General features: G+C 37.6%; 22 protein-coding genes. 9 read left to right on the top strand and 13 right to left on the bottom strand.

Annotated features, from left to right (window positions below; genetic code table 11):
• Positions 1–64: 64 nt before the first annotated feature.
• The 3 genes from AACT42_RS12480 (at position 65) to AACT42_RS12470 (ending at position 2,032) form a co-directional block, all read left to right on the top strand.
• Positions 65–775 carry an NUDIX hydrolase gene (locus tag AACT42_RS12480; protein WP_094134016.1) on the top strand — a complete coding sequence of 237 codons (711 nt, stop codon included), beginning with the start codon at positions 65–67 and terminating at the stop codon, positions 773–775.
• 151 nt (positions 776–926) lie between these two features.
• Positions 927–1,466, top strand: a complete 540-nt coding sequence (locus tag AACT42_RS12475) for a cytochrome b (protein WP_053318449.1) — start codon at positions 927–929, stop codon at positions 1,464–1,466.
• Positions 1,463–2,032 (top strand): YceI family protein, encoded by a 570-nt coding sequence (locus tag AACT42_RS12470; protein WP_094134017.1) that lies wholly within the window; start codon positions 1,463–1,465, stop codon positions 2,030–2,032. The genes AACT42_RS12475 and AACT42_RS12470 overlap by 4 nt, the downstream gene beginning before the upstream one ends.
• Positions 2,033–2,093: 61 nt before the next feature.
• On the opposite strand, the gene AACT42_RS12465 is transcribed toward AACT42_RS12470, so the two are convergent.
• From AACT42_RS12465 to AACT42_RS12450, 4 genes are all read right to left on the bottom strand, one after another.
• Positions 2,094–2,288 carry a hypothetical protein gene (locus tag AACT42_RS12465; protein ID WP_094134018.1) on the bottom strand — a complete coding sequence of 65 codons (195 nt, stop codon included), beginning with the start codon at positions 2,286–2,288 and terminating at the stop codon, positions 2,094–2,096.
• 18 nt (positions 2,289–2,306) lie between these two features.
• The gene (locus AACT42_RS12460) at positions 2,307–2,693 is read right to left on the bottom strand and encodes a hypothetical protein (protein ID WP_020331382.1); all 387 of its coding nucleotides are present in this window, start codon (positions 2,691–2,693) and stop codon (positions 2,307–2,309) included.
• Positions 2,694–2,816: 123 nt separating this feature from the next.
• Entirely contained in the window at positions 2,817–3,446 is a 630-nt protein-coding gene (locus AACT42_RS12455) for an NADAR family protein (protein WP_094134019.1), read from the bottom strand.
• A 51-nt stretch (positions 3,447–3,497) separates the two neighbouring features.
• Complete coding sequence (locus tag AACT42_RS12450) at positions 3,498–4,313, bottom strand: DNA adenine methylase (protein ID WP_094134020.1); 816 nt, start codon at positions 4,311–4,313, stop codon at positions 3,498–3,500.
• 144 nt (positions 4,314–4,457) lie between these two features.
• Here AACT42_RS12450 and AACT42_RS12445 point away from each other — a divergent pair, with 144 nt between their 5' ends.
• Together AACT42_RS12445 and AACT42_RS12440 are read left to right on the top strand one after the other, a co-directional pair.
• On the top strand, positions 4,458–4,976 hold the full coding sequence (locus AACT42_RS12445) for a hypothetical protein (protein WP_094182834.1): 519 nt from the start codon (positions 4,458–4,460) through the stop codon (positions 4,974–4,976).
• 33 nt (positions 4,977–5,009) lie between these two features.
• Positions 5,010–5,405, top strand: coding sequence for a hypothetical protein (locus AACT42_RS12440; RefSeq protein WP_094133882.1), 396 nt, complete (start codon positions 5,010–5,012; stop codon positions 5,403–5,405).
• Between the two features lie 256 nt (positions 5,406–5,661).
• Here AACT42_RS12440 and AACT42_RS12435 read toward each other — a convergent pair whose 3' ends face one another.
• The 6 genes from AACT42_RS12435 to AACT42_RS12410 all read right to left on the bottom strand — a co-directional run bounded on the left by AACT42_RS12435 (position 5,662) and on the right by AACT42_RS12410 (position 10,047).
• Positions 5,662–6,882, bottom strand: a complete 1,221-nt coding sequence (locus AACT42_RS12435; protein WP_094133883.1) for a hypothetical protein — start codon at positions 6,880–6,882, stop codon at positions 5,662–5,664.
• Positions 6,883–6,884: 2 nt separating this feature from the next.
• Positions 6,885–7,364: a hypothetical protein gene (locus tag AACT42_RS12430; protein WP_094133884.1), complete on the bottom strand. Its 480-nt coding sequence runs from the start codon at positions 7,362–7,364 to the stop codon at positions 6,885–6,887.
• Positions 7,365–7,437: 73 nt separating this feature from the next.
• The gene (locus AACT42_RS12425) at positions 7,438–7,956 is read right to left on the bottom strand and encodes a hypothetical protein (protein WP_094133885.1); all 519 of its coding nucleotides are present in this window, start codon (positions 7,954–7,956) and stop codon (positions 7,438–7,440) included.
• A gap of 18 nt (positions 7,957–7,974) precedes the next feature.
• A complete protein-coding gene (locus tag AACT42_RS12420; protein ID WP_020331391.1) occupies positions 7,975–8,427 on the bottom strand; it encodes a hypothetical protein in 453 nt (150 codons plus the stop codon).
• Positions 8,428–8,469: 42 nt separating this feature from the next.
• Positions 8,470–9,393, bottom strand: coding sequence for a UDP-3-O-acyl-N-acetylglucosamine deacetylase (gene lpxC / locus AACT42_RS12415; RefSeq protein WP_094133886.1), 924 nt, complete (start codon positions 9,391–9,393; stop codon positions 8,470–8,472).
• Positions 9,394–9,507: 114 nt separating this feature from the next.
• The gene (locus AACT42_RS12410; RefSeq protein ID WP_020331393.1) at positions 9,508–10,047 is read right to left on the bottom strand and encodes a nicotinate-nicotinamide nucleotide adenylyltransferase; all 540 of its coding nucleotides are present in this window, start codon (positions 10,045–10,047) and stop codon (positions 9,508–9,510) included.
• Between the two features lie 181 nt (positions 10,048–10,228).
• On the opposite strand from AACT42_RS12410, the gene pncB reads away from it, so the two are divergent.
• The 3 genes from pncB (at position 10,229) to AACT42_RS12395 (ending at position 15,355) form a co-directional block, all read left to right on the top strand.
• Complete coding sequence (pncB, locus tag AACT42_RS12405; RefSeq protein ID WP_094133887.1) at positions 10,229–11,536, top strand: nicotinate phosphoribosyltransferase; 1,308 nt, start codon at positions 10,229–10,231, stop codon at positions 11,534–11,536.
• Between the two features lie 75 nt (positions 11,537–11,611).
• Entirely contained in the window at positions 11,612–13,699 is a 2,088-nt protein-coding gene (gene nadE, locus AACT42_RS12400) for an NAD(+) synthase (protein WP_094133888.1), read from the top strand.
• Positions 13,700–13,993: 294 nt separating this feature from the next.
• The gene (locus AACT42_RS12395; RefSeq protein ID WP_094182833.1) at positions 13,994–15,355 is read left to right on the top strand and encodes a hypothetical protein; all 1,362 of its coding nucleotides are present in this window, start codon (positions 13,994–13,996) and stop codon (positions 15,353–15,355) included.
• A 109-nt stretch (positions 15,356–15,464) separates the two neighbouring features.
• Here AACT42_RS12395 and AACT42_RS12390 read toward each other — a convergent pair whose 3' ends face one another.
• Positions 15,465–16,742 carry a hypothetical protein gene (locus tag AACT42_RS12390; RefSeq protein ID WP_094182832.1) on the bottom strand — a complete coding sequence of 426 codons (1,278 nt, stop codon included), beginning with the start codon at positions 16,740–16,742 and terminating at the stop codon, positions 15,465–15,467.
• Between the two features lie 149 nt (positions 16,743–16,891).
• Entirely contained in the window at positions 16,892–19,087 is a 2,196-nt protein-coding gene (locus tag AACT42_RS12385) for an EAL domain-containing protein (RefSeq protein ID WP_094182831.1), read from the bottom strand.
• 82 nt (positions 19,088–19,169) lie between these two features.
• On the opposite strand from AACT42_RS12385, the gene AACT42_RS12380 reads away from it, so the two are divergent.
• On the top strand, positions 19,170–19,679 hold the full coding sequence (locus tag AACT42_RS12380; protein WP_141193157.1) for a hypothetical protein: 510 nt from the start codon (positions 19,170–19,172) through the stop codon (positions 19,677–19,679).
• Here AACT42_RS12380 and AACT42_RS12375 read toward each other — a convergent pair.
• The gene (locus AACT42_RS12375) at positions 19,656–20,057 is read right to left on the bottom strand and encodes a hypothetical protein (RefSeq protein ID WP_094131849.1); all 402 of its coding nucleotides are present in this window, start codon (positions 20,055–20,057) and stop codon (positions 19,656–19,658) included. The two genes, AACT42_RS12380 and AACT42_RS12375, sit on opposite strands and share 24 nt — an antisense overlap.
• Positions 20,058–20,061 lie beyond the last annotated feature (4 nt).

Genomic DNA, 20,061 nt, shown 5'->3' with positions numbered 1-20,061 from the left:
GACATTTAGGTAAAAATGGTAGATAATCCTGCTAATCGCTTAATAGCATAGCAGGATTTTTAATATGACCGATAAATTCGACGCGTACCGTCCTAACGTTGGCGTTACAGCAGTTCCTTTGATTCTTAAAGACAATAAGGTTCAGGTTCTTACCTACGTTCGTCCAGATGACGCTGAAACATTTGCGTCAAAAATTGCCCTACCAAACGGCTTTATGAATATCACCAAGCACACTACACTTGAAGATGCTGCTATGGATGCACTTTTAGAGAAAACTGGCGCTAAAGTTGCTCGACTCGAACAGTTTCATGTTTTTTCTGGTGATTACATTGACCCAACCAGACGTATTACGCTAAACGTACCATTTTTAGCAATGCACAAGATTAATGAAATCTCTTTTGTTGATGGTGATGACGCCCCGTCTATCAATCACGCTCAGTGGATGCCAATTGAAGAAGCTCTAAGCCTCACAGAGAGCGATTTCGCGTTTAACCACTACCAAGTATTGTCTAGCGCCATTGAACAGATTAGAAAGCCTGGCAACGAGGTACGTTCTGCCATTGATCTTCTACCTGAACAGTTTACCATTCCTGAGCTTATGGATGCTTACAAGTCCATTACAGGATCTGACATCAATGAAAACCGCCTAAGAAAGAAAATCCGCGACACTAACTTCATTATTGATAGTGGTGAAAAGCGACGAATCAAAGGTATTCGTCCAGCGACCCTGTACGTGAGCAATCCTAAGTACGTTGAGCCTATCGTATTCAATTAACCGCCTTGTATTCTTATAAATAGTCAGACACTTGTCTGGCTATTTTTTATTCATCGAAAATATTGAATGACTCCATTTATAAATTCGACTTTTATAATCGAAGTTATTGTTGGATAATGCTTTTCATCAACTAAATTAACGAATAAATAAAATGAAAGAAGCACCAAAAAACTATAGCTTAATGATGAGAACGATACATTGGTTCTCAGCACTAACCGTTGTAGGCATGTTTGGTTCAGGGTTGTGGATGGTAGATTTATCCTACTACAGCGAATGGTATAAGACAGCACCACATTGGCACAAGTCTATTGGTATTATGCTAGCCGCAATCACCATCTTTAGATTCTTATGGAAAGCCTTTACCAAGCAACCTAAAACCGAAGGAAAGAAACCTGAGGTTCTATTGGCAAAAGTTGCGCATTTAAGTATCTACTTGCTACTAGCCGCATTGTTTGTCAGTGGGTATCTAATATCCACATCAGACGGTAGAGGGATCGATATATTCAATTGGTTTACATTACCTGGCGCTGGAGAGATTTTTAGCAATCAATCTGACATCGCAGGGAGAATCCATTTGTATGCAGCAGTATCACTAATTGCATTATCAGTTCTACATGCGCTTGCAGCAATAAAGCACCACTACATCGATAAAGACAACACATTAAATAAAATGATAGGAAAAGCAAAATGAAAAAGTTACTACTCGCGACAGCACTTACAGCTTCCATGTTCGCATCTTACACAGCTAATGCAGCAGACTATGTAATCGACACAAAAGGCGCTCATGCTTCTGTAAACTTTGCTGTTAGTCACCTTGGCTACAGCTTTATTAAAGGACGATTTAACTCATTCGAAGGTGAATTCAGCTTCGACAAAGAAAACGTGGAAGCCTCCAAGATCAATGTTACTGTTGACACTCGCAGTTTAGATTCGAATCATGCAGAAAGAGACAAGCACATTCGAAGCTCTGACTTTATCAATGCTCAGAAGTTTGGCACCGCGACCTTCCAAAGCACTAAGGTGACTGATCAGGGTGATGGAAAGCTATTGATCGATGGTGATATAACGCTACATGGCGTAACTAAGCCAATTAGTATTGATGCTACGTTCATCGGTGAGGGGCAAGACCCTTGGGGCGGTTACAGAGCTGGCTTTGAGGGTTCTACTCGAATTGAGCTTGAAGATTTCGGCATTCCTATCATGGGTACTAGTAGTTATGTTGACGTAGAACTTCATGTTGAAGGTGTTCGAAAATAATGTTTTTTAATAAACAATAAAAAAGCTCCCTGATTGGGAGCTTTTCATTTCTAAAGGGGGCTTAATTTTCCCCTGATTTTTTCATTCTACTTTCGTAGATTTCGATAGCTGTTTTAAATTCTTCACGAAGCGATTTTGCAGCTAACTCCATTCCTTCTGCTTTTTTCAGCATTTGATTAGCTTCATATCTCATCTTGCCTGCTTTCTTCTCAATGTCTTGAATAGCAATGATTACATTGACAGTTTCCACATTCATCGATTGAACCCTTTAGAACTATTGAGTTTTATTATCATCGCCTTTCTTAATCTCTGTACAGAAGTACAAGATTAGAATATGAATCATAGTGTAAGAGAAAAGTACGTCACCCTGATCCACCAGCATGTAACAAAGGATCATGCTTACTGGCAGAATGATAAGCGCTGCGGATCTCACCTTGAGAACAGTATCGTTAATAGATACCGTTGAGCGATGAGAAAAGAAGTGCTTAACCTTACGCCAAGTTAAAGCACAAACTTCACCAAGCGTATAGTCCTCAATAGGCTTATCTTCAATTACGTCATTGTCTTTCTCTAAGCCAAGCAACATTCGGATAGCCAAAACGATTTCTTCTTTAAAGTAAAACAGAAGACCAAAGATAGTTAACATCACAATGTATTTCATAATTCACCTTTTATTGATTTTTGATTATTAAAACAATCAGATTAATTTTTATTTGATTGATAGATAAATACTACAGTAAAGAAAGTTTGAAGTCATTGAAAATTGGAGGTCATTAAAGACCTCCTAAAAGAACCCAAGCTGATCACATGCCTCACGAGGCTTTTTACTCAAACAACCTAGTGCTGGCTTTCCAAGTATCATCAAACCTTCCAAATCTGGAGGTAAAATTTTTTCGAACGCTTTAAAGCCATTATTGAAGACAATTTCTCTTTGCTCCATCCATAGTCTACCAAGCACGTTCATTCCATATAGACTGCCATCCTCTTGAAGTTTCGCGCCCCAAAAGTCATCATGCTTTGAAATTTCAACGATTGGCATCCCTTTAGATTCATTTAGGATTGGAACAATAACATCCCAGTGTTGCGCAATCTTAAGCTGTAAGCACCATCGCATAAACTGAATCCTTTCTTTCATCCAATACTTTCTAGATTTTTCAACAAAAGGCTGACAGCACTTCTTAGAAAAGTACAAGTTCTCCTGTTCAAAGATCAACTTTTGGATTTCAGGGTGTTCAGTAAAACGAAGTGATTGATACAAAGCTTCTGTGCCAAGAAGTTCCAATCCATTAATTGAGATCGGAAACCCCGCACACATGTTAGACAGTTCTCCCCACTTCCCTCTTGTTTTCAAAAATGCTGCTGAGGTTTCTTTATCATATGTACGAAAATGAACCTTGTTTTTTTGTTGATTCATAAAATTTCCTTTCTCAATCCTTTAAGGGGGCAAGCCCCCAAAAATCGACTCTTAGCTTAGTCTCTTTATCTTGTCTGGCGCTTGAACATTTTTCCAGGCGATAACTTCAGGTTTCTTACCGCGCTTCTCCCCATCTGCCGCGATAGAATGGTTTTTCGTAATTACTTTAAACTCGAATCCATTTTCTTCTAGTAGACTTAGAATGAAGTCTGTAGGGTTATTTGTTAGTACTGTAGGCAACCCTGTGCTACCAGCCCACTTAATACAGCGTACATGATCATCTTTTGAGAAACCTTCTACCCAGTAGCTAGAGAACGTTTCATCGTATGGAGAGTCAACAAAAAGGAATGCGTTATCAGGAAGAAGAACCTTTTCAAAGTCCGTAGAGAGGATTTCCCAATTACTCATGATATTTTTGTAGCCAAGAAGGTCTTCACGGATTAGTGGCTTAGAATCGCCTTGTGGGACGTTGAAGAAGCCTTTCTTATTGTAGCGACACATACCATTGAAGCTTGTTCTAAGAATGACGTAAAACAGTATGGCAAATTCCTCACTGTGCGTTTTACCATTGGTGATTAATTGATTTAAACGCTCTCGGTTTTTATAGTAATCACCGTCGATACCGTATTTCTTCAAATCAACTACCAGACCGCTCTTAACGTGCCTGTACATACTCATTAGATGAGGGTTTATGTCGTTAACAATGGTTTTTTCAGCTTCAATCGCAAACGCGCAAGCTCCACCACCAAAGAATGGTTCAACAAAGCTTGTTGCTTCGCTATTGGTGTAAAACTCTTTTATAACATCAGTAAGCCAACGCTTACCACCAGCCCACTTGATAAACGGTTCATAAGTAATTCCACTCATTTTTTATCTCTTTTATTAATTAATTTTTAGTTCTTCAATTTGTTTAGTGCGAAATACAGGTAAAAATGCACATAAAAATATTTTACCACATAAAAAAGATTGTGTAAGATGTAAATAATCAAAAAATGACAAATAGTAAAATTTATGAAAGAGTTAAGAGAAAAACTACGCGAGCTGGCTGGCAATCCAGAAACAGAAAGCATGAGTAAAGAAGAAGTAATTAACCAGATTCGAACACTATGCGGTGATGATAATAGTGACCATTTTTTCCTGGCTCGATTTCATTTCGAAACAACAAGAATGGACGTGTTTAATGAGATGCTTTCAATGTCAATGATTGAAGCCATTCTTCCTGACTTAATCAAGATTGACGACATTGATTCCCCACTAGCTGATATTGCATCAAGGACTCTGATGACAATGAGTGTCAGTCATGACCCATTTGTTGATAAGTTAAAAGATGGTTTAGGCGACTCATTTCCTCTTTGGGAAGAAAAGATGTTAACCAGGCTAAAGTTAACAATGAGAAATCTATTTTATCATTTCAAGAGCGTGGGCGAATCAGAGTCTGAAGCCAGAGCCAGGATAAACTCACACTATCTTGCAGAATATGCCAAATCAAGGTATCTACCTTTCGTAAGAAAAAGCCTTGAATTTATCTAGAACACAACAATCTTAATATTACGGGAAAATACAATGGTCGAATCCCTTGTAGTAACATCATTATGTTCCAGCTACGACATCCCATCAGATATCGAGAAGGAATTAAAGATTGAGATAGGAAGGTCGATTCAAGCCGCGTTAAATGACGGGTTTGAAGCATCTAAAACACTTCACCAGCCCCCACTCATTCTTACCAACAATCTTATCCAGAAGTATGGAATTTCACTTTGTCTTGATCACAATCTATCGAGCATTGTAAGCGAAGTGCTTTGTAAGGCGTTTATGGATGGACACGCGCAAGGGAAAAGGATTAGAGAATTCGTTGATTTAACTGAGTGTAGTGAAGATCAAAACATGTGTCTGATTGGTAGAATTATTAATACTCATGCTAAACCAGACCATTTAGCCGTATTGAACTACTTAACTTAATTTTTTCTCTTAAATCAATAATCCGACTATTTACTTTAGTCGGATTTTTGCTTTGAGATTAACCCTAAGCACAATGAAAATGACTTCGGGTAGATCACCCCTACAACATAAATTATCGCATTTAAGCCAAGACAAACATATTGGACTAATATAGGCTCAATTCCCTGACTAGATAAAACATGCATGGCAAAGGGGATGTGAGTCAAAAGAAGCAATGCGCTCAACATTCTTACCCTTGTCCCGTTACCTATCCTCATTAGAAGAAGCCTAGTTGTTGCTGAGAACCTATTTCCCTACCTGAGGTGTTATTTAGTTCCAGATCCAGTTCCTTCTCTTTCTTCTCAACAATTGTTATGTCTCTTCCCTTAAGTTCGGTAGCAATGATATTTGATACTGTTACCCAACATCCATTAGATAGTCCAGACGCGATTCTAGGCATCAGAATCCTGCCTGTTGGGAATGTCTTATTGATTGCTCTTAAAGACTTTCTAACAGCCTCATAATCGCTATGAAGTATCGGTTGTCTTCCCCACCTAAACTGAGTGTATGCATTTACAACAGTGAAGTTTGCATCGCCGCGCTGAAGGTTTGCATAGGTGAAAGTACCAAGCTTTTTCCTATCAGCTTTTTTGGTTCGTAGATCAGCTTGGTACGCCTCATTAAATTCTTGCTTAACTCTCAGAGCGAAACCACTACCCATCGCATTTTGACAGTTAGATCCATGAATAAGTATGTCGTATTCTTTGTCCAACATAGCCTGCACAAAGTCACCCTTATGCACTTTCTTAAATGGTTGGAACTCATTGTATTTCTTCTCAACATACTCTAGTGGATCAAACCCAAAATGCTGAAGAATCACATGTCGCGCATTTTCGAGCTTCTGATCAATTAACGCATCAATTTGAGGATTACCTGTATTAAATACCTTGATACCTCTTCTGCTAGCTATACGGATAGCTTGACCAGTACCTCCCGTCTTTGAAGATGTTTGAGATTCATCTAAAGCACCATCAGGAGTGTGGCACATGACAAAGTTCACAGGCTTCTGGAGTGTTTCACCAAGCACCTGGCAGGTGTTTCTACACATCATATTTCTTGCGCCATCCCCAAGATACTGCCAATCTGGATGGTGACTTTGAGCAATGCTAACGATCTGATTTGTTTTAGGTGGAACGATATATTCTTTGCCGTTACCTCTACCATTAAAACCAGCCCAAGGTAAGAAGCAGTTTAGCACTCTTTCGTATTCACCCTTTGGCAATCCAAAGTTATCTGAAAGCCAATCATACGCAAGCTTGGAACCAAATTCTGTCGATGTGTCTATACCATCTGCCCCACCTGTGTTGTTCGTATAACCAAACAACGCCATGCAGAATGCAAACTGCGCATGTTTTAGTGAAGTAATATGACTGATTCGTCTACTACCGATACCTGCGAAAGACCCTAAATTTGCATAGCCTATGAATGGATCAAACATTCCTAACCTCTTAGCTTATCTCTTAGCTGAGAAAGGGAGCTGTCACTTAAGAACTCTGGAACAAACCAATGATCCATACTGAGATTATCAATATGCTCATCTTCAATTTTGGATGTAGAAAACTTTTCTTCGATAAAACGAGCCACATTACTAACGCTATTTCTGTTTGTGTAAAAACAGAAAGCCTTTGTTTTATTGAAGTCGTGAGATTTATCAATAAAAAGAAGATCATCTTCATGAGTTTTTAAGTATTCATCTACAAACTCATTAATCATGTTTCCATCAATACTTTTATCAGTAATTCGAATCGCAGAATCAAAGAAGCGGATACCTTCAACTTCCATTTCTCTTTTCTTTTTTAGGATTAACAGGTCAACTTGCATAGCAAATTGAGTGTTATGCTGATTACGATATTGTACTTTCTTAATGGTTAGCTCAACCAATTCAAGCAATAATTTTTTCTGAATTTTTGTATATTTCATTATAACTTATTTTTTATTAATTTAATAAATTTAATGCGGGGTGCTAACACCCCGCCCCTGAATCATAAGCTGATTAAGACAGCTCAAATGACTCACTATTAACATAACTAATAACTGCTAACTCTTTAGATTCCACCAGCTCGTGGAAGAACTCTTTATCACTGTATGCTTCAATCAAAAGACCTTCTTCCAATGATTTAATTTCTCTATGAAGAGCGAATTCCATCAAAGCAATGAAGATTGCAATTCCTAGCGTTGAAGCCAGAATCACTGGAACGAATAAGAGCAACAAAACCACAAAGAATGTTTCGATAGACAAGAAATCCATAAAATCTAAGAATTTTGCTCTTAGCTTTCCATAAACACCCATGCCATGAACATAGTTCGATGTAAAGTATCGATGCAAACCAAATGGCGCACTTTGAGGGTTGCTAGAATACTCAACAAAAAGCCTATGTGGATTTTTGAATTCGAAACTAGCAAAAGACAAAGTTCTTTCCCTTTCATCTTCTGACTCTTTAGATTTCGCAACTAGAAAGTCATAGATGTCACGAAATTTATCGTGGTCTTCAATTTTAAAACCTGGAAACATTTTAGCTATCTCCAAAGATTAATCTAAAGGTTTTTCATCTGATTTCTCAGACTCATCAACTGCTTCTGTGTCTGCAATTGAAACAATCACTACGCGATCATCAACCATTTTTTGGTAAAACTCTTCACTAGAAGCCATGTGCGCAAAAACTTCATCTTTGAAGATCTTGTAAGCAAGATGCATAACACCTGCGAATACCAGTGTCGCTAGCAAGAACATACGTAGCGGCGTGATTAGCAGCAAAAAGTTCATCGCCCAGAAAAACGCTTTGTGCTTCTGATAAGCTGCAAGCGGCTTAATGAGTTTGTTTTTCTTATGTCGCATCAATGAATCAGGGAAAATTGTCTTTGATTCTTCAAGTGACACAAAAACATTAACAAGCTCTTTGCTATTGATAGCTACTTGTACTGTATCGTTTAGCGACTTGAAGTTCGCGACAAACTCCGCATGGGTTGCATTTCTCATACTCATAAATTTTCCTTTTCAATGTTAGTGAAGACCAGCTAAGCTCAACTAACACTCTAAAATTACATTTTCATTTATTAATTGATTGGAATATTTCAGACCTGAATCTTTACTTTCTATCTTAACCAACTCCCAAGCTTCTTCATTATTGAGAAGTTCAGTGAGAGCCAAGCTATTTAGAGCGTGTCCAGATTTGAACGCTGTAATCTTGCCTACAATCTGTTTCCCCTTCACATAGAAGTCACCGACTGCATCCAAAATTTTATGATTGACGAACTCTGCGTCACATCTTAACCCATTATCATTCAAAACCTTAAAATCATCAAGCACTATCGCATTGTCAAAACTACCACCTTTGACCAAGCCTATGCTTTGTAGATACTCAATTTCCTTTAGAAACCCGAACGTTCTAGATCTAGCCACTTCACTTACCAAGTCCAAAGAAGCAAAGCTAAACAAAGCTTGTTGCGGAGTGCTTCTGATTGCTGTGTGTTCAAAGTCTATTTGATAGTCAATAACGAAGTTATTTGATGGTTCAATCGTTATGTACTTGTCATCCATTTCAATATGAATCTTACGCTTAACCTTAATGATTTCCTTTGGGGCATGTTGAATCTCAATGCCAGCTTCCTTGATTAGATAAACGAAAGGACTCGCTGACCCATCCATAATTGGCATCTCATCGCCACTTACGAAAACACTGATATTATCAATTCCTGTCATTGCTAAAGCAGCCATGAAATGTTCTACAGTCTTTATCTTTGCACCGTTGTACTCAATAGCTGAGCAAAGCTGTGTATCTTTCACTGATGCTAATGAGAGAGGGATCTCTACATCCATATCAGACTCGCGCTTATAAAATCTGATGCCTTGGTTTACAGGGGCAGGCATTAAAAGCACATGGGAAATTTTCCCTGTATGCAATCCAATACCAGAAAACTCTGATTTCTGCCTGATAGTTCTTTGCTTCATTTCTTTTTCTTCTTATTTTTTATTTGCAATATCAATTGATAATACCAATTGAGCGATAGTTGGTCAATTTTGGTCATACCAGTAATAAAAAAAGCCGCTTAAAAGCGGCTAATATCAAATGTAGCTCTTGTCTATGCCTTCTCGGAAGATGACATCTTTCACTAATGGGAAGACAACTTCATCAATAGCCTTTCCCTCTTTAATGAGATTCCGCACTAACGTACTTCGGATGCTTACGATATCCTGAGCTACCGATAAAGACCATTTCTCTTTTATCTCCGCGCTGCGGTAAAACGCATCAAAGTTATCTTCATTATCCTTACCTATGATTAGGCTAAATTCACAACCAGGATACTGCCGTGTCAGGTGAGAAAGGAGATCGTAACTATAAACAGGCTTACCATCTTTCGCGATGTCCTTTTCACAGTATTCCCCTTTAACCTTTACACCATAGTTGTTGACCATCTCTTTACTAAATGCATCCACCAGCTTACATCTTAGGTCGAAATCGACCATCTGCTTACCGAAAGCATGGCTAAAGTTTGGAACCATCCAAATTTCATCAAACTGATCGCGAACTTGCAATATCGCATTTGCATGACCCATTGTTGGTGGATTGAATGCACTACCGAAAATTCCTATCTTAAGACTCATAAAAAACCTTTTTATTTCAAATGTAAAAACTTGATTGGGATATTACCCTTCTATTTCTATATAAGAGCACAAAAATACAAACCAAGCAACCTTAATTCATTTTTTGCATTTAGGTGTTGACAGGATACTTTCTGAGGGTTAGTATTTACCTAAATTCAGATTATGCATTAAGGTAAATCACATGAACGGTCAAACAAATACTCAGTTTAAAAAAGAACAACACAACTCCCTTTTAAGCAATGTAGAAGTAAATGCTATTAACTCTGCATTCCATCATCGTGACCGTATCATCACGAGCTTGCTTGATAACGATTTCTACAAGTTCAACATGATGTACGCAATCTTTAAGATGCATCTTGGCGCTAAAGTTAAAGCAAAATTCAAAGTGCGTAATGATGAAGATCTTGCTTCTGTTATGCCTGAGGTTAAACGCCAGATTGAAATGCTTAGTCATTTGCGTCTGGATGAAACAGGCTTAAACAACCTACGCGAGAAAGCGCCGTTCTACGATGAGACGTTCTTTGAGTACCTATCAATGTACAAACTGAACAGCAATCACATCTCAATTACGCAAACAGGTAAAAACAACCTAGAAATCGAGTATAACGGTTCTTGGATTGGTTACATTCTTTACGAAATCTACGTAATGGCTATCGTCAGCGAATGTCGTAACCTATACCTGTACCCTAATGCAACAATGGAACAATTCCAAAAACCACTTCACGAAAAAATCAAATGGCTTAAAAAGCAACGTGAGTTAGGTCGTATTGATGAAAACTTCCATTTCGCTGACTTTGGTACTCGTCGCCGTTTTTCTGGAAAAGTACATGAATACCTTGTCGAAACACTAAAGCGTGAGTTGCCAGAACATTTCGTCGGCACTTCAAATGTGCGCCTTGCCTCTCAGCACAATCTTACAGCGATTGGCACTCAAGCGCATGAATGGTTCCAAGCGCACCAGAACCTTGGATACCAGCTTGTCAATAGCCAGAAAGCTGCGCTAGAAAACTGGGTACAGGTTTTCCGTGGTGAGCTAGGTATTGCTCTAACAGACTGCATTTCAATGAAAGCATTTGTTAAAGACTTTGACCTGTTTTTTGGCAAGCTGTTCGACGGACTTCGTCATGACTCTGGTTGCCCATTTAAATGGGGTGAGATGGCTATTCAAGCATATGAAGATCTTGGAATCGACCCTAACACAAAAACACTCATCTTTAGTGATGGTCTAGACTTAGAGATAGCTGTAGACATCTACAACCACTTCAAAGGTCGTATCAAAATGTCTTTCGGTATCGGCACATTCCTAACTGCTGACATGGATATCGAAGGTTTCGAAGCAATTAACATGGTGATGAAGCTTGTTGAAACTAACGGCAAACCAGTAGCTAAACTATCTGACAGCCCAGGAAAAACCATGTGTGAAGATGAGGAATTCATCACTTACCTGAAAAAAGTTTTTGATTACAAAGAAGAATATCTTTTAAGTTAATTATTTGATAACTATAATCTAAAAGTGCAAAGCCCTGCTTGCAGGGCTTGATTAATAATTAAATTGGAAAAGTTTATGAAAAATACGATCCGCGTGAGCACCTGCTCTCTTAATCAGACCCCTATGGACTGGTATGGCAACATCGAACACATCAAAGAAGCCATTCAGCAGGCAAACAAGGATGGCGCAGCAATTCTTATCACTCCTGAATTGTCAATCACAGGCTATGGTTGTGAGGATTTCTTCTACACGCCTCATCTAAGCGAAGAAGCTTTAAAGCACACCCTAGAACTCACTCAACACGTACCTGAAACGATGGTTGTAGCGGTTGGCCTTCCTGTTCTGATCAACAACCGTGTTTATAACGGTGTTGCTATGCTTACTCACAACGGGATTAAAGGCATCTCACTGAAACGAAATCTTGCAGCAAACGGTCTTCATTATGAGCAACGCTGGTTCACTCCTTGGACAAGCAAGAAAAACGCACTAATCAACCTTCCTGGCATCGAAGAAGAAGTTGCAATTGGCAATATCGTTTATGATGTAAACGGGGTAAAGGTTGGCCTTGAAATCTGTGAAGATGGTTGGGTATCTGCTCGTACAGCACAAGGTCTTTTCGATCAGGGCGTAGACATTATTGCCAACCCAAGTGCGAGTCATTTCTCAATTGGTAAATTCCTGACGCGCAAGCGTCTGGTAGAAGAATCAAGCCGCGCATATTCAGCTTGTTACGTGTATTCAAACCTATCTGGGTGTGAATCGGGTCGTTCAATTTATGATGCTGGCGCGATGATTGCTGTAGATGGTAAACTCGTCAAGCAAGGTAAGCGATTCCACTATTCTAACTGTGAAGTTGTAACTGCCGATATCGACCTATCTCAAAGCCGCATTGGTCAGATTAATACTAGCCAGCGTTACTACTCAGACTTTAACGCTGAGAATCAAACTATCAAGGTCAAACTTGAGCATAACTTTGATTCGAAAATCTTAGATAAGTCTTTCGACATTGAAGCTTGGGAATTGAGTGATAATCTGGCTCATGAGGAAGCCATTCGAGCAATTTCAATTGGCTTGCGTGACTGGTCAAGAAAAACAAAAACTCAAGGTTACGCTCTTTCTCTTAGCGGTGGCGCTGACTCAGCTCTTGTAGGTTCAGCAACATTCCTATCTGTGTACTTTGAACTTGCTGAATTGATCAGCAAGAAAGACAATGGTGCCTGCTCTCTCCCTGAACATTTGCTTCAATACATGGATGATGAATTGGTTAGCAAACTAGAGTCACTAGATAGCTCTAATGATTCTTTGCATAAACTAAAAGTCGATATTTGTCCTTCAATTGTGTCCAAGTACCTAACTTGCGCTTATCAAGGCTCTAGCAATAGTGGTGACGTGACACTTAACGCAGCGAAGTCTCTTGCGCGTGAAATCGGCTCAAAATTCCACAACTTTAATATTTCTGAGCTTGTTGATAGCTATGAAGGCATGATTGGAACATCACTAGGCATCGAATTTGATTGGGATAAACACGACATCGCCCGTCAAAACATTCAAGCTCGCGTTCGTTCTCCGAGCATTTGGATGGTAGCGAACCTAGAAAACAAACTTTTGCTAACCACCAGTAATATGTCAGAAGGCGCGGTTGGATATGTAACAATGGATGGTGATAGTTCTGGTGTGCTAGCGCCAATTTCAGGGGTAACGAAAACTCGAATCCTCTCTATGTTGCAATGGCTGGAAGAGCAAGGCGTATCAGTAAATGAGGAATATTCTGTATGCCTGCACTCTCTGAGCTTCATCAATAACCAAAGACCTACTGCTGAGCTTAGACCTACTGCACAACAAGACGAAGATGATTTGATGCCATTCCCTATCCTAGATCGCATCCTAATCCTTACTCTAGAAGCAGGAAAAAGCCCAACTGAAACATGGGAAGCCATCTGTGTTGAGTTCCCGAACTTCAGTAAGGCAACTTTGTGTCAATACGTAGTACGTTACTTCCAGCTACTATTTAGAAACCAATGGAAGCGAGATCGTCAAGCACCAGGTTTCCACATTGAGATTAACAGCCTGGATCCAAAAACGTATAAGCGATTCCCTCTTCTTTCATCAGCATATGAAAAAGAAATCTTAGAGTTACAAGCAGAAGTAGATACTTTTCACTAATTAGTAAACCTCGAAAAACTCCAATTCAAAGGAAACAAAAACACCCGCTTGGCAAGCGGGTGTTTTATTTTTGTTACTAGGCGGCTAGGTCGTTTATAGACGTTGGTAAGCTGGGAGCCGTTCCAGTTCATACCCAATGAAGCTAAAGTATACGAATCCATTTTCTCAGTCAAGATAATTTAAAGTCACCCAATGCCCTATCAGTATTTTTACAAAAAAATTAAAAAATATTTTATTGGTTTAAATAATGATTTAGACTTATGAAAAATATAAATAAATGGAAAACAATTAAAAATGAATATGATCGAAAAAATATCCAGCTTTCTGGATAACCTTTCAAAAAAACCCGACATGTCCACTTATGAGCTAAGGCAATCTCAATACAAGAAATCCCTGCCTTTGCTTGCTTTTTTTATCATCTGCATGATTGGAGTGACTATCTCAATGCCAATGACTATCGATAGTGGTAATTCTAAGAGTTATTTGGGCATTGCTTATCCGTTAATGTTCGTTACAGCTTTGTATACTTTCGGAACCATGTTTATTCCGTTTATGGATACATATGCAAGCATTGATGATGAAAGCTTTTTGGATAAGATATTACCGTTTAAGCTTCTAAAAAGTATCAAGAGAAACCACCCTTTTAATGTTAGCTACTTATGGTTTCACGCTATTATGCTAGCCGCTCCAATATACATGGGTATTACCATATTATATCCATTATATGGGACATACCCACTTATGGAGCCAAGCGCTTTATTCTTTGAATCTGAGAAAGTAACAAGCATTTACGAAGGTCTATCAATTTTTGTAATGTTCATTTACCTATTCGGAAATACCAGAGAGAAGAATTATGTTGAATTTCAAGCAAAAGAGAAAAAGTTTGAAGAAAAGAACATAGTAATCGCAAAGCAAAAGATCACATATAAACACCTACAATTAGCAAAAGTATTCTGTATCTTATCTATTATGATGGTTGCATTAATGAGTTTTTCTAAGATAGACCAAAATTTGTTAGAAACTAACCTTCCAGTTAAGTATGTAAGCAAAACAGAAACAAAAATTATTCCATATAATCAGATAAATGCAATTTCAAGCTACGGTTCTCCTGACATAAAAATGTATAATGCTTCTTTGATGGGTGATCCTCTTGCTCAATTAATTTTATTAAGCGCATTTACAGAAGTTGAATATAAGGAAACACCTGAACTCTCTAAAGCAGTAGCTTTCTCGTTAATGAAAGGATTAAATGAATTGCAATCAAGCACAGCTAGGGTAGAACTAATGACTGAAAAATATCCGATTCTACGAATGAGCAAAACACATTATGAACTGTTCAAAAACCAGGATATTGACTTAGAAATTAAGATTCTAGATTTAATATACAAAAATGATTTAACAGCACTCAAATCAGAACTGGAAAAGCATCATTCGGAAATCTTTATATCCCCTAAAGATGCGGTAAAAGAAGGGAAAGAATCTATTGCCCCACTTTCTGCCATGACTATCAGCCATATGGTTAAATCAGGGAATTTTGAATATGAAGTGTCATACTTCAGAACAAAGAATCGAATTGACTACAAACATAAACATGAAGCTGCAAAAGAAATGGTTAAGCTAATGAAGTTTTTTGAATCTGCTCATCGAGTTAAATAATAAAAAACTGACAAATCGCTCATGCACTGTCATGGGCGGTTTTTTATACTCAATTTAATTAGACTGTTAAAAAATAAAAAACCCAAAGCTATAACTTTGGGTTTTGTATTCAACAGCTACTTGCTATCTCATCATTTTCTTCGGTTTCTGCATTATCTATCTCAACATCCACCTTCGTACTTGGAATCAAATCAGCAACTGAAATTTTTAACATATCATCAATTTCTAAATCACTTACCCTATCCAAAACCACATCATAGAACGAGGTAATACCATGTAGCTTGTGCTTTAACTCATCACTTACGAAGCTCAGCTTTGATAAGTATGAGATTTGGAAAACCCTACCTGCCAGCTCTTTTGCCGTAAATGACTGACCTTTATAGATCTCTGTCATTTCAAACTGTTCGTAAGCGACAAGGTAAGAGAAGATTGATCTTAGCTTAGCATTATCTACGAATGATACACCTTCAGCCTTTGTTATGGCTGAAAAAATTGATATCACCGAATCTCTATTTTTTACAGAAATTTTAGATGTTCCGTAAACGTTGTCGAGGATTGTTAATGCCATATCGATATAGTCAGAAACAAGCTCGTCAATCAACTCATACCATTCGGTTTCAACGGATTCATGGATGACCATTGCCCTGATGATAAATGCCTTCTCAAGCTTTTGAGCAATTGAAGACAGCTCGCGTTTCTTGAACTGTTTGATATCACCGTCTTCGATTTCAAAAGCTTTCATTCTCTCTTTCAGGTTCATGTAAGAGCGATAAAGAGAAGCAAACATTCCAACAACCGTACAGTGACGATTGATGTTTTGATCGATTACGTCTTCCTTGATATCTTTAATAAACAAAAACTTTGGCTGATCAATCAAATAGGCAATTGCCTCATGATAGTCATCTTCGCGCTTTTGTTGATTACGAAGCCTTTCAAGCTCCTTCCTTTCTTCTTCTGTAAGAACTGGTTTTGGATCTTCATTTAAAGGTTTTGCGCTTTTATTTACTATTATTTCAGACGCAACTTCTTTCTTTTGTTCAATTTTTTGTTCTTTCCTGTAAAGCTCTAAAGCATAATCAAGCATTTCCTGATGGAAACCCTTATCCTCATCTTTGAGGACTGTTATTACCTTTAGATGCTCTACACCTCCGATCACGCCCATTGTTTTGCAGATGAAATACGCACCACTATCGGATACTAAGAAACGATATTTATGACGTTCAGATTTTTTAATACGCCTATACGAAAGCGTACCTGAGATAAAGCTTAAATCTTTAGCTTTACATGGTGTTAGAGTCTTTATTTCATTACTTAAAACTAAACCTGGAAATCTTTGATTAAATCTTTTGTTAGCGTGATCAGAGAAAACGAATTCATACGGATTCATCCTCTCCACCTTTTATTAATAAATTTATATTTTATTTAGGTCAAAAAGACCCTTTTTCATAAATGATACTAACAAAAGAATCTGATGTTGTACATAGAATTAATAAACAAAAGCCCCGTATTTACGGGGCTTTAAGGCTATTTTTAATTTTATACTCTATATTTTTTAACTCTTGAATCTGAGAGATAAGCTGTATAAATTTTGTCCATTGATGTGGATGGTTGATAGAAATTCCCTTGCATTAACTTAAAGCCTCTTTCCCTAAAGTTATTGCTTGATTTTAGGTTCTCTACCATCTTTATAACTACATCAATAGACTTACCTGCCATATTGTCCTTAACTTGAGACATGATTTTCATATCAGCCTTATTCGATATCATCATTGAGTTTATTTTTACGCCTGTGATGTTCACATTGGCGGATAACTGGCTAACGATCAACGGGCTAGTCATATCATCTACAACAACCCCGAAGCCGAGATTGCTAAGGTTAATCAGGTTCTCCAGTACCTGAATATTCCTTTTCATAGCTATCGACTCAGAGACCTCAAACTCAATCATTTCAGGCTTAACTAAAGATGAAGTTAAATGCTTATTCACGATAGAGATAAGCTTTTTCTCCAGCAACTGCTTTTCTGAAAGATTGATTGAAATTTTAAGGTCAGTCCTACCTAGCAACTCAAACTTACGCGCCTCTATGAAGACCTTTTTAACAATAAACTCTGTTAATTTACCCAACCCACCATTCATATAGAACATGTCTATCAATTGCGCTGGTGATACTTGCTCATTTGTCTTATCCCATCTAAGAAGCGATTCTAGAGACACCATACGCTCTGATTTGATATTTATCACTGGTTGGTAGACTAGTGACAACTCGTCGTTCTCCAAAGCAGACGGAAGCTTTAAAGAGCACTCGCTTACATCCGTTTCAATATCAAAGAACTTCTCCTGGCAAACTAAGATATCATCATCGTGTTTTGTAAATGCATAAAGGAGCTTATAGACAGAAATATCCACCTTATCTTCCATGCTTACAGGAAGAGCAAAAATTCTAAAGTGGCAATATGAAGAGTGGTCAGAAAGTCTATTATGAATAGCAATAAGATCTTGTCTTGTAAGAGGCGCTTCTGAACTTACAAAAGCGATCACCCTCTTGAAATCAAGAGAACCAACGTGATTTAAGAAAAGACCGTTTGACTCGTTAATATAGAAAGAAAACGAGTTGATAAATGAATTTACAGTGAAGTTTTCGTTCCTTGTAAGGGCAATATCAAAAACGTTCGTGACCTCAAGAACAAAAATGAAGTGATACTTGTATCCAGAATAAACATAGTCAGAAACCGATCCATTTAGCATCTTTTCTCTGAATACCATGACATCGTTTTTGGTCTGAAATAGGTCTTTATCAACTCTAAAGAGCTTCCTTGAAGACTCTTTCTTCAAAAGCTTCCCAAACAGCAAATCTTTGGTGCTAAGATCACCTGAGCCAATCATTCTTACTACATTATTTAACCGATCAGACTCTTTAGAATAAACTGAAGATTTTCTCATCAAGATAAGTAAGCAGCCAAGAAGAAGACTGATGGTAATCACATAGGAAGTCACATCCACCAGCCTGAAGGCAGAAAAGTAGCTGTTATCATAAGATGGGATGGCTACTATAATATCGACTCCCATTTCACTGTGTTGCTTTGAAACATAGAACCCATCAATCTTAGTCGCTCTTTGCGCTAGGTTAGAATTGTAGATTAAATTACTGACAAAACTAGGTTCTATTACTGTACCATTCTCTTCAATGATAATGATTTTATTGTTTACAATATTAAAATAGTCGAAATGGTGCGATTCTTTTAAAGCATGAGTTTCCTCACTTATATTAAAAGTAACCAAAATCGCGTAATCCAAAGGAATGCCATTTTCCAATTTCTGAAATTGGTGATATACACTCACTGATTGATTAGGAACATCATATTTGATCTGATAGAACTTACCACCAACAATAAGACTCTTATAATTTTGTACACTTAAGACCTTAGGGAACTCCGCCGTTCTACCTATAAAATGACACTCCCACTTTTCGTTATTTTGCGAATAAAAGATAGTGTCTATTTTATCTTTATCATACATATTTGCTTGTGTTAGCATGATGTATGATTGCTTATAAGTCTCTATCCTGTGTAAAACTCTAGACAAGTTAGTTTTAGCAATATCACTTACATGGTCAGACCGCTCGGTTGTAGCTTCTAGATCTTCATATTCTATTTCTAAGATCTCGATAAATAAATTAAAACACAGCACTAATATTACAAAAACAACAATAGCAATTGACTTGGCAAAATTCATACACACCTCTACTCAGGGCGCGAATTCTAACATAAATCAAGTTGTTATAAAAATATAATAAATTAAACAAAATCAGCTAGTTATGAAAAAGAAAATTTATAAAACCATTGACTCTGCCAGCACCGCTGAAAGATATGAAGTAGCAAGAAAGTTAAGGGAGGAATTTCCTGACATGGTTGCGTTTATTGATAGCGCAATGGAAGTGTATATTGATGAAGACATTTTTTCTAAAGATGAAAATGTGCGTAGTCTTGCATATATAGAAAAATTCAAGAAGCAGAAAAGCCAGAACAATCTGGCATTTATCGAGGCTTTGTTCTCTCGTCGTGTCATTACCCTGACGAATACCAAATCAGGCGGTGGATGGGTTGTTTTCGTAAAAAAGAATCGAGTTATTAGCTCACAATTTGACAAAAACTTAAACTTTACGAGCAAATTTTCAATTGAAACCAATAAATACAAAAGACTAACCAATCCAGTGAAAAACCTTTATGGGGATTCTGTCATTAACAACGAAGAAATGAGTAAAAAAATCATTACGGCTTTAAAAAGCAAAGTTAGTAAAGAATCATCCGAATTGACTTTTCAATAATTTTTGGAACTCATTTAGTTTTTCAGTGTTCTGGCAAAGATCTGGGTCTAATAGAACAATAGCCATACATACTTCAGAGTCTAGCGTATTATTCGTTATTTCATCTTTGCTAAACACCAATTCTTTATTAATTTGATTCAATATATCGAGCTTTACAAGGCTGAGTGCAGCCAAAAATTTCTTTTGGGCGACTGACAGTTTTGATGATACTAAAATCACCAACCTTTCGTCCTCAACAGAAAAGTAAGCAATATCGTTACCATGTAAATTTGCATTTACGATTTGCATTCTTTTCGATTTTATTAGTTTATCAAATGAGTAATTCTTGTTGCCTGTTGTTTTTTCGATATAATTTAGCGCCAAGTTTATTCTTTTCATTATT

This window comes from Vibrio sp. V15_P4S5T153, assembly GCF_963874485.1.
In the GTDB taxonomy this organism is placed as follows: Bacteria; Pseudomonadota; Gammaproteobacteria; order Enterobacterales; family Vibrionaceae; genus Vibrio; species Vibrio anguillarum.
Note: the sequence above shows the minus strand (reverse complement) of the source record. Positions and strands in the feature narration are given on the sequence as shown.

Bases quoted from the DNA above. Each gene is read 5' to 3' on its own strand.
- AACT42_RS12445 (WP_094182834.1), top strand. From the start codon at position 4,458: ATGAAAGAGTTAAGAGAAAAACTACGCGAGCTGGCTGGCAATCCAGAA.
- AACT42_RS12440 (WP_094133882.1), top strand. From the start codon at position 5,010: ATGGTCGAATCCCTTGTAGTAACATCATTATGTTCCAGCTACGACATC.
- AACT42_RS12450 (WP_094134020.1), bottom strand. From the start codon at position 4,313: ATGAGTGGAATTACTTATGAACCGTTTATCAAGTGGGCTGGTGGTAAG.
- AACT42_RS12460 (WP_020331382.1), bottom strand. From the start codon at position 2,693: ATGAAATACATTGTGATGTTAACTATCTTTGGTCTTCTGTTTTACTTT.
- AACT42_RS12390 (WP_094182832.1), bottom strand. From the start codon at position 16,742: ATGAATCCGTATGAATTCGTTTTCTCTGATCACGCTAACAAAAGATTT.
- AACT42_RS12395 (WP_094182833.1), top strand. From the start codon at position 13,994: ATGAATATGATCGAAAAAATATCCAGCTTTCTGGATAACCTTTCAAAA.
- AACT42_RS12380 (WP_141193157.1), top strand. From the start codon at position 19,170: ATGAAAAAGAAAATTTATAAAACCATTGACTCTGCCAGCACCGCTGAA.
- AACT42_RS12475 (WP_053318449.1), top strand. From the start codon at position 927: ATGAAAGAAGCACCAAAAAACTATAGCTTAATGATGAGAACGATACAT.
- AACT42_RS12420 (WP_020331391.1), bottom strand. From the start codon at position 8,427: ATGAGTATGAGAAATGCAACCCATGCGGAGTTTGTCGCGAACTTCAAG.
- nadE (WP_094133888.1), top strand. From the start codon at position 11,612: ATGAAAAATACGATCCGCGTGAGCACCTGCTCTCTTAATCAGACCCCT.
- lpxC (WP_094133886.1), bottom strand. From the start codon at position 9,393: ATGAAGCAAAGAACTATCAGGCAGAAATCAGAGTTTTCTGGTATTGGA.
- AACT42_RS12430 (WP_094133884.1), bottom strand. From the start codon at position 7,364: ATGAAATATACAAAAATTCAGAAAAAATTATTGCTTGAATTGGTTGAG.
- AACT42_RS12470 (WP_094134017.1), top strand. From the start codon at position 1,463: ATGAAAAAGTTACTACTCGCGACAGCACTTACAGCTTCCATGTTCGCA.
- AACT42_RS12425 (WP_094133885.1), bottom strand. From the start codon at position 7,956: ATGTTTCCAGGTTTTAAAATTGAAGACCACGATAAATTTCGTGACATC.
- pncB (WP_094133887.1), top strand. From the start codon at position 10,229: ATGAACGGTCAAACAAATACTCAGTTTAAAAAAGAACAACACAACTCC.
- AACT42_RS12385 (WP_094182831.1), bottom strand. From the start codon at position 19,087: ATGAATTTTGCCAAGTCAATTGCTATTGTTGTTTTTGTAATATTAGTG.
- AACT42_RS12410 (WP_020331393.1), bottom strand. From the start codon at position 10,047: ATGAGTCTTAAGATAGGAATTTTCGGTAGTGCATTCAATCCACCAACA.
- AACT42_RS12375 (WP_094131849.1), bottom strand. From the start codon at position 20,057: ATGAAAAGAATAAACTTGGCGCTAAATTATATCGAAAAAACAACAGGC.
- AACT42_RS12435 (WP_094133883.1), bottom strand. From the start codon at position 6,882: ATGTTTGATCCATTCATAGGCTATGCAAATTTAGGGTCTTTCGCAGGT.
- AACT42_RS12480 (WP_094134016.1), top strand. From the start codon at position 65: ATGACCGATAAATTCGACGCGTACCGTCCTAACGTTGGCGTTACAGCA.
- AACT42_RS12455 (WP_094134019.1), bottom strand. From the start codon at position 3,446: ATGAATCAACAAAAAAACAAGGTTCATTTTCGTACATATGATAAAGAA.
- AACT42_RS12465 (WP_094134018.1), bottom strand. From the start codon at position 2,288: ATGAATGTGGAAACTGTCAATGTAATCATTGCTATTCAAGACATTGAG.